The sequence below is a fragment of the Pseudomonas sp. K5002 genome, assembly GCF_013386655.1.
GTDB lineage: Bacteria > Pseudomonadota > Gammaproteobacteria > Pseudomonadales > Pseudomonadaceae > Aquipseudomonas.
In genome coordinates this window covers 1-609 of the sequence record NZ_JACARK010001726.1, presented here as the reverse complement: position 1 = coordinate 609, position 609 = coordinate 1, and the positions used below count along the sequence as shown (strand labels likewise).

Sequence of the window (609 nt, the reverse complement as noted above, 5' to 3'; positions counted from 1 at the left end):
CCCTGCTGACCGCCGAGCAGTACGCGATCCTGCGGGAGGAGGGCACCGAACGCCCCTACAGCAGCGCCCTCAACAGTGAACACCGCAACGGCACCTTCGCCTGCGCCGGTTGCGCTTTGCCCCTGTACGCCTCAGCCACCAAATTCGAAAGCCACACCGGCTGGCCCAGCTTCTGGCAACCCCTGGAAAACGCCGTGGCCAGCCACGTCGACACCTCCTTCGGCGTGGTACGCAAGGAAATCCACTGCCGCCGCTGCGGCGGTCATCAGGGCCACGTGTTCGATGACGGCCCGGCACCCACCGGCCTGCGCTACTGCATGAACGGCGCAGCCATGACGTTCACCGCGACTTAATTCAATGTCTTCCTATAAGGGTCTACCCCATGTGGCTTTTGGTTCTCGCATATCTGGGCGGCGTGCTGACGATTGTCAGTCCCTGCATCCTGCCGGTTCTGCCTTTTGTCTTCGCTCGCACCGGGCAGCCGTTTTTGCGCAGTGGCTTGCCGCTGCTGCTGGGGATGGCGATGACCTTCGCCCTGGTCGCCTCGCTCGCGGCGGTGGGCGGCGGTTGGGTGGTGCAAGTCAATCAGTACGGTCGCTGGCTCGCGTT

At 64.0% G+C, this 609-nt stretch carries 1 protein-coding gene and 1 pseudogene; both read left to right on the top strand.

Features of this window, described 5'->3' with window-relative positions:
* Positions 1-353 (top strand): peptide-methionine (R)-S-oxide reductase MsrB (msrB, locus tag HX846_RS38945; protein ID WP_178967666.1); only part of this gene is annotated, 353 nt, incomplete at its 5' end.
* 29 nt (positions 354-382) lie between these two features.
* Positions 383-609 (top strand): annotated as a pseudogene (locus HX846_RS38940) (cytochrome c biogenesis protein DipZ); the annotation flags it as partial.